This window comes from Streptomyces murinus (assembly GCF_002154555.1).
GTDB classification, from domain to species: Bacteria; Actinomycetota; Actinomycetes; order Streptomycetales; family Streptomycetaceae; genus Streptomyces; species Streptomyces murinus.
This window is the reverse complement of sequence record NZ_MUNF01000685.1, coordinates 282-7,517: the sequence shown is the minus strand read 5'-3', so window position 1 is coordinate 7,517 and position 7,236 is coordinate 282. Positions and strand designations below refer to the sequence as shown.

Here is a 7,236-nt window from a genome sequence, read left to right as displayed (position 1 = left end):
CCGCTGCGTGCGCCCCACCGCCCCGGAGAGTACGTTGCAAGGAGGAGTGATGATCCGATGCGTACGGGCAGTGAACCGGCGACCGCGCGCAGTGCTCTGCGGGCGCGGTTGTGGCTGAGCATATGGGGGCTGATCTGGGCGGTCTTCGGCACGGCGGTGTTCGCGCTCGTCGGACGCCCCGGCTGGGCGGCCGCCTGCGGGGTGCTGCTGCTGATCGTCACCGCCGACCTCGCCATGATCGTCCGGCATCTCCACCAGGGCCCGCACTACCAGCCGGGCCGGGACGTGCCGCCGTACCGGCCACCGGACGACGACGGGCCCCGCTACCCCCGGCTGTCGCAGCGCGGCCCCTCCTGCCCCCGGCCGCCGCGCCACCGGCATCCCTGACGGACGTCCGCCGTCAGGGGCACGGCATCAGCCGTCGAAACGGGCCGCCTTCAGGTACTCCGGGTTCGGATCCAGCGCCGCGGCGAGCCGGAAGTGGCGCTTGGCCTGGTCGGCGCGGCCCTGGCGCTCATAGGTGCGGGCCAGCGCGAAGTGCGCGAACGCGTTGTCCGGCTCGCGCTCCAGGACGATGGTGAACTCCAGCTCGGCGGGCCGCAGTTGCGCGGCGGCGAAGAAGGCACGCGCGCGCAGCAGCCGGGCCGCGGTGTTCTCGGGATGCGCGGCGATGACTCCGTCGAGCAGCTTCACCGCACCCCGCGGATCCCGCGCGTGGAGCAGCTGCTCGGCGGCACGGAAATCGATGACATGCGTCTCCGGAGTGGGTCCGGGGGAACCGCTGGTCTCGGGCACGGCAGAGTCCTTCCCTTGTTCCCGAGGTTCAACGCCCCTGCCCGGTCCGCTATTCCGTGGGCCGGTCCTCGGCGGAGCGGGCGTGGGCCCGGTGCACCAGGTCGTCCCAGACGGCGTCGACCCGCTTGCGCAGCGCGTCCAGGGGTACGTCGTTGTCGATCACGATGTCCGCGATCGCGTGCCGCTGCTCGCGGGTGGCCTGGGCGGCCATACGGGCGCGGGCGTCCTCCTCGGTCATTCCGCGCAGCCGTATCAGCCGGTCGAGCTGGGTCTCGGGGCTCGCGTCCACGACGATCACGAGGTCATAGAACGGCGCCAGGCCGTTCTCGGTGAGCAGGGGCACGTCGTGGATCACCACGGCGTCGGGGGTCGCGGCCTCCTCCAGCTCGCGGGAGCGGGCGCCGACCAGGGGGTGCACGATCGAGTTGAGGACCGCGAGTCTGTCCGGGTCGGCGAAGACGATCGAGCCGAGGCGGGGCCGGTCCAGGCTGCCGTCCTCGGTAAGGATGTCCGGGCCGAACGCCTCGACCACGGCGGCGAGGCCGGGCGTGCCGGGGGCCACGACCTCCCGTGCGATGCGGTCCGCGTCGATCAGCACGGCTCCGTGCTCCACGAGCAGTCGGGACACCTCGCTCTTGCCGGCGCCGATCCCGCCGGTCAGGCCAACTTTCAGCATGAGCGGAAGCTTAGGCCCTGCCACCGACAGTGGCAGGACCGGAGGCCGGACAGCGGCGGAAGCCGAGGCTCAGGCCTCCCCCTCACGCTCCGCGAGGAATCGCTCGAACTCGCGCCCGATCTCGTCGGCGGACGGGATCTCCATCGGTTCGGCGAGCATGTTGCCCCGGGTCTCGGCGCCGGCCGCCGCGTCGTACTGGTGCTCCAGGCCCTGGACGAGGGCGGTCAGCTCTTCGTCGCCCTCCTGGATCTGCCGGTCGATCTCGGTCTGGGTGTGCCGCGCGTCCGTGCGCAGGGAGTGCGCGATACCGGGCAGGACCAGACCGGTGGCGGCGGTGATGGCCTCCAGGACGGTCAGCGCGGCGTCCGGGTACGGGGAGCGGGCGACGTAGTGCGGGACATGCGCGGCGACGCCCAGGACGTCATGACCGGCCTGCATCAGCCGGTACTCCACCAGCTGCTCCACACTGCCGGGCACCTGGGCCTCCTCGAAGGGGCTGGTGTGGCCGGGGACCAGGTCGGTGCGGTTGCCGTGCGGGGTGAGGCCCACCGGGCGGGTGTGCGGGACGCCCATGGGCAGGCCGCTGAAGTTCACGGCCAGGCGGACGCCGAGCCGGTCGGCGATCTGTCGTACCGCCGTCGAGAAGCGCTCCCACTCCACGTCCGGCTCGGGCCCGGACAGCAGCAGGAAGGGGGCGCCGGTGGTGTCCTGGACGAGGTGGACCTCGATGGCCGGGGTCTCGTAGTCGGTCCAGCGGTGGCGCTTGAAGGTGAGCAGAGGCCGGCGGGCCCGGTAGTCCACGAGCCGGTCGTGGTCGAACCGGGCGACGACCTGGTGGGGCAGTGAGTCGAGCATCCGGTCGACGATGAGGTCACCGGTCTCGCCCGCGTCGATGTATCCGTCGAAGTGGTAGAGCATGACAAGGCCGGCCGATTCCTGGGCGAGCGCCATGTCGACCACGGCGAGGCCCTTCGGCTCCCATGCGTACAAACCCTGCGGATCAAGCACTGTGACCGCTCCTCCTCCTGTTCCTCCGCTACAACGCGCCCCGGAACGGGGGCATTCCCACGACACGCCGCTGATCAGCGATCTCCCGCGGACCGTCTTGACGCTCCGTCACCTGGTCCGTACCTTCACGGTGCACTGTTCACCATGACGGCCACGATTCACGTATGAGATCGACCGGTTTCACGTAAGAGCTCGCCCTGGGACAGGAAGGCACCCCCCATGCGCATATCCATGCCGCTCACCTCCCTGCTCGCCGCGGTCACCGTCACCGGTGGTCTGCTGCTCACCGGCCCGGCTCCGGCCATGGCCGCCTCGACGGTCGAGGTGACGACCGCGGCCCAGCTGAAGACCGCGCTCGCGAACGCCCGGCCCGGCGCCACGATCCATCTCGCGGACGGCACCTACAAGGGCAACTTCAACGCGACCGCGCCGGCCACGGCGTCCGCCCGGATCACCCTCACCGGCTCCGCCGAGGCCGTCCTCACCGCGAGCGGCGGCTACGGGCTCCATCTGAACGGCGCCTCCTACTGGACGGTCAGCGGGCTGACCGTGACCGGGGGCCAGAAGGGCATCATGATCGACGCGTCCCAGGGCGTGATCGTGGACGGTGTCACGGTGCACGGCCTGGCCATGGAGGGCGTGCACTTCCGCGACTCCAGCGCGGACGGCGTGATCAGGAACTCAAGGATCTACGACACCGGGAACGACGGCGGCGGCAAGGGCGAGGGCGTCTACGTCGGCACGGCCAACACGCTGTCCGACAACAGCGACCGCGTGCAGATCCTCAACAACACCATCGGCCCGGACGTGGGCGGCGAGAACGTCGACGTCAAGGAGGGCACGACCGGCACGCGGATCATCGGCAACACCTTCGACGGCAGCGGCCTGACCGGCGCGAACTACGACGACTCCTGGGTCGATGTGAAGGGCGACGACGTCCTGGTCCAGAACAACACCGGCACCCGCACCAGCAACGACGGCTACCAGACCCACACCCAGCAGCCCGGCTGGGGCTGCGGCACGGTCTTCAAGGACAACCACTCCACCCTGACCGGCGCCACGGGCCCCACCCAGCTGGCCGTCGACGTCACCAACTACGGCACTGACTGCAAGACGACGGTCTACACCTCGAACACGGTGACGGGCGGCAAGGGCCTGACGAATATCGGGGTGACTTCCTGACAAGGGCTGCGGTGATCCCCTAGGGGCTCGGGGAACCGCTCGAGCAGCCACGACGGACCCGCACTCGAAAGACAACCGCCGGACCCCCGAAAAACCCTGAGGGGCCCCACCTCGAAAGGTGGAGCCCCTCAGCAGCTACCTGCTAAGCCTCAGCGGCCTGCGTTCAGCTCTGGCCGCCCGCGAGCTTCTCGCGCAGCGCAGCCAGCGCCTCGTCCGACGCCAGGGCGCCAGAGGTGTCCGCACCCTCGGAGGAGTACGAGCCACCGCCGGTCGCGGCCGGAGCCGCAGCCTCGCCGCCCTCGGCCGCGGCAGCGGCGTCGGCCTCGCGGGACTTGATGACCTGCTGCTGGTGCTGCTCGAAGCGGGACTGCGCCTCGGCGTACTGGCGCTCCCACTCCTCGCGCTGCTTCTCGTAGCCCTCGAGCCAGTCGTTGGTCTCGGGGTCGAAGCCCTCGGGGTAGATGTAGTTGCCCTGGTCGTCGTAGGACGCGGCCATGCCGTACAGGGTCGGGTCGAACTCGACGGCCGACGGGTCGGCGCCGAAGGACTCGTTGGCCTGCTTCAGCGAGAGGCTGATGCGACGACGCTCGAGGTCGATGTCGATGACCTTGACGAAGATCTCGTCGTTGACCTGGACGACCTGCTCCGGGATCTCCACGTGGCGCTCGGCCAGCTCGGAGATGTGGACCAGACCCTCGATGCCCTCGTCCACGCGGACGAACGCACCGAACGGAACCAGCTTCGTGACCTTGCCGGGCACGACCTGGCCGATCTGGTGGGTGCGGGCGAACTGCTGCCACGGGTCTTCCTGGGTCGCCTTCAGCGACAGGGAGACGCGCTCGCGGTCCATGTCCACGTCGAGGACCTCGACGGTGACTTCCTGGCCGACCTCGACAACCTCGGACGGGTGGTCGATGTGCTTCCAGGACAGCTCGGAGACGTGGACCAGACCGTCGACGCCACCCAGGTCCACGAAGGCACCGAAGTTGACGATCGAGGAGACCACGCCGGAGCGGACCTGACCCTTCTGGAGGGTCGTGAGGAACGTCTGGCGGACCTCGGACTGGGTCTGCTCCAGCCAGGCACGGCGGGACAGAACCACGTTGTTGCGGTTCTTGTCCAGCTCGATGATCTTGGCCTCGAGCTCCTTGCCGACGTACGGCTGGAGGTCGCGGACACGACGCATCTCGACGAGGGAAGCCGGCAGGAAGCCACGGAGGCCGATGTCGAGGATGAGACCACCCTTGACGACCTCGATGACGGTACCGGTGACGATGCCGTCCTCTTCCTTGATCTTCTCGATGGTGCCCCAGGCACGCTCGTACTGGGCGCGCTTCTTCGAGAGGATCAGGCGGCCTTCCTTGTCCTCCTTCTGGAGGACCAGGGCCTCGATCTCGTCGCCGACGGCCACGACCTCGTTCGGGTCGACGTCGTGCTTGATCGAGAGCTCGCGGCTCGGGATGACACCTTCGGTCTTGTAACCGATGTCGAGCAGGACCTCGTCCCGGTCGACCTTCACGATGACGCCGTCGACGATGTCGCCGTCGTTGAAGTACTTGATCGTCTCGTCGATCGCGGCGAGGAAGGCTTCCTCGTTACCGATGTCGTTGACCGCTACCTGCGGGGTGGTGGCGGTGGTCTCGGTGCTGCTCGTCATGTGGGAAAGGGCTCCGGTACGGACATTGAAGTCGTAGGTACTGCTTACGCCGGGAGCCTGTTTCGCCCTGTAGAAGCCGGACAGCCAAGGAAGCGCCACCTTTTCAGGACACCGGGTGCCCGGTGGCGCCTCGAAAACCGAGGGGACATACATACAGATGCGAGCGCAGCCTGCTACGTCTGAGGCGCGCAGGCCCGCAGCGCAACTTGTAGCATACGGGGGCAGCCGGAAAGGGTCAATGCGCGAAGGCGCACACCCGGGGCGGATCGCCGTATACCCGGCACAAAAAGTCCCACGAGACCGCGCGGCAGGGCCGTGCGACCCCGTCCACGGCGTACCGCCGTCCGGTGGGTCGGGACGGAAGATTACGACGAGGGAGCCGATCATCCAAGAGTCCGAACGGCCCGAGCCCGAGGGGTTCGAGCCCGAAGCCACCCGCCGTGCCGCCGATGTCGCGGAGAGCAGCCGGGCCAACCGGGGCTGGTGGGACCGCAACGCGGACGAGTACCAGGTCGATCACGGCACGTTCCTCGGCGACGACCGCTTCGTGTGGGGCCCGGAGGGTCTGGACGAGGTGGAGGCCGAGCTGCTCGGCCCGCCGGAGGACCTGAAGGGCAAGGAGGTCCTGGAGATCGGCGCGGGCGCGGCGCAGTGCGCGCGCTGGCTGGCCGCCCAGGGTGCCCGTCCGGTGGCCCTGGATCTCTCGCACCGCCAGCTCCAGCACGCGCTGCGCATCGGTGGATCGTTTCCGCTGGTGTGCGCGGACGCGGGCGCGCTGCCCTTCGCGGACGGGTCCTTCGACCTGGCGTGCTCGGCGTACGGCGCGCTGCCGTTCGTCGCGGATCCGCGCCTGGTGCTGAGCGAGGTGCGGCGGGTGCTGCGGCCCGGCGGCCGGTTCGTCTTCTCGGTGACCCATCCGATCCGCTGGGCGTTCCCGGACGAGCCGGGTCCCGAGGGCCTGTCGGTGTCCGCCTCGTACTTCGACCGCACGCCCTATGTGGAGCAGGACGAGCGGGGCGGGGCGGTCTACGTGGAGCACCACAGGACGCTCGGCGACCGGGTCCGCGACATCGTGGCCACCGGGTTCCGCCTGGTGGACCTGGTGGAGCCGGAGTGGCCGGCCTGGAACAGCTCGGAGTGGGGCGGCTGGTCCCCGCTGCGGGGCGGTCTGATCCCGGGTACCGCCGTCTTCGTGTGCGAGCGGGACTGAAACCTCCCCGATCGGGGACGCGGGGGCGGGTTCGGGCGTCGTACGACACTTAGGGCGTGATCCGTTACGACGCCCTGGACGCGCTGCCCGTGCGCTCCGCCCTGCCTGCCCTGACCGACGCGCTCGCGGCCGACGGCACCGCCGTCCTGGTGGCGCCGCCCGGTACCGGCAAGACGACCCTGGTGCCGCTGGTGCTGGCGGGGCTGGTCGGGGACGGTCCTGCGCGGCGGGTCGTGGTGGCCGAGCCGCGGCGGATCGCGGCGCGTGCGGCGGCGCGGCGGATGGCGTGGCTGCTGGGCGAGCGGCCCGGCGAGAGCGTGGGCTTCACGGTACGCGGGGAGCGGGCCGTGGGGCGGCGCACGCGGGTGGAGGTCGTGACCACGGGTGTGCTGCTCCAACGGCTCCAGCGCGATCAGGAGCTGGCCGGGGTGGATGTCGTCGTGCTCGACGAGTGCCATGAGCGGCATCTGGACGCCGACACGGTGGCGGCCTTCCTGTGGGACGTACGGCAGGCGCTGCGGCCGGAGCTGCGGCTGGTGGCCGCGTCGGCGACCACGGACGCGCAGGGGTGGGCGCGGCTGCTGGGCGGGGCGCCGGTGGTCGAGGCGGCGGGGACCGCGCATCCCGTTGAGGTGGTGTGGGCGCCGCCGGTGCGTCCGGTGCGGCCGCCGCACGGGATGCGGGTGGATCCCGTGCTGCTGGCGCATG

The 7,236-nt window shown here is 70.2% G+C and carries 8 protein-coding genes; 4 read left to right on the top strand and 4 right to left on the bottom strand.

All coding sequences use genetic code 11. The annotated features are described in order from the left end of the window. Positions 1–57 precede the first annotated feature (57 nt). Positions 58–387 carry a DUF6343 family protein gene (locus CCN72_RS33085; RefSeq protein WP_086811931.1) on the top strand — a complete coding sequence of 110 codons (330 nt, stop codon included), beginning with the start codon at positions 58–60 and terminating at the stop codon, positions 385–387. 27 nt (positions 388–414) lie between these two features. Here the strand turns inward: CCN72_RS33085 and CCN72_RS33080 are convergent, their stop codons facing one another. The 3 genes from CCN72_RS33080 to CCN72_RS33070 all read right to left on the bottom strand — a co-directional run bounded on the left by CCN72_RS33080 (position 415) and on the right by CCN72_RS33070 (position 2,479). Beyond that, positions 415–795, bottom strand: a complete 381-nt coding sequence (locus CCN72_RS33080; protein WP_037653237.1) for a tetratricopeptide repeat protein — start codon at positions 793–795, stop codon at positions 415–417. 49 nt (positions 796–844) lie between these two features. Then, positions 845–1,471 (bottom strand): dephospho-CoA kinase, encoded by a 627-nt coding sequence (coaE, locus tag CCN72_RS33075; RefSeq protein ID WP_086811929.1) that lies wholly within the window; start codon positions 1,469–1,471, stop codon positions 845–847. Positions 1,472–1,540: 69 nt separating this feature from the next. After that, positions 1,541–2,479 (bottom strand): proteasome assembly chaperone family protein, encoded by a 939-nt coding sequence (locus CCN72_RS33070; RefSeq protein WP_086811927.1) that lies wholly within the window; start codon positions 2,477–2,479, stop codon positions 1,541–1,543. 219 nt (positions 2,480–2,698) lie between these two features. On the opposite strand from CCN72_RS33070, the gene CCN72_RS33065 reads away from it, so the two are divergent. After that, on the top strand, positions 2,699–3,661 hold the full coding sequence (locus tag CCN72_RS33065) for a right-handed parallel beta-helix repeat-containing protein (RefSeq protein ID WP_086811925.1): 963 nt from the start codon (positions 2,699–2,701) through the stop codon (positions 3,659–3,661). 163 nt (positions 3,662–3,824) lie between these two features. Here the strand turns inward: CCN72_RS33065 and rpsA are convergent, their stop codons facing one another. Beyond that, positions 3,825–5,318 (bottom strand): 30S ribosomal protein S1, encoded by a 1,494-nt coding sequence (gene rpsA, locus CCN72_RS33060; protein ID WP_085564219.1) that lies wholly within the window; start codon positions 5,316–5,318, stop codon positions 3,825–3,827. Positions 5,319–5,556: 238 nt separating this feature from the next. Here rpsA and CCN72_RS33055 point away from each other — a divergent pair, with 238 nt between their 5' ends. Next, positions 5,557–6,528 (top strand): class I SAM-dependent methyltransferase, encoded by a 972-nt coding sequence (locus CCN72_RS33055; protein ID WP_202442660.1) that lies wholly within the window; start codon positions 5,557–5,559, stop codon positions 6,526–6,528. A 56-nt stretch (positions 6,529–6,584) separates the two neighbouring features. Next, positions 6,585–7,236: DEAD/DEAH box helicase (locus CCN72_RS33050; protein ID WP_425276193.1), on the top strand; the 652-nt coding region annotated here is incomplete at its 3' end.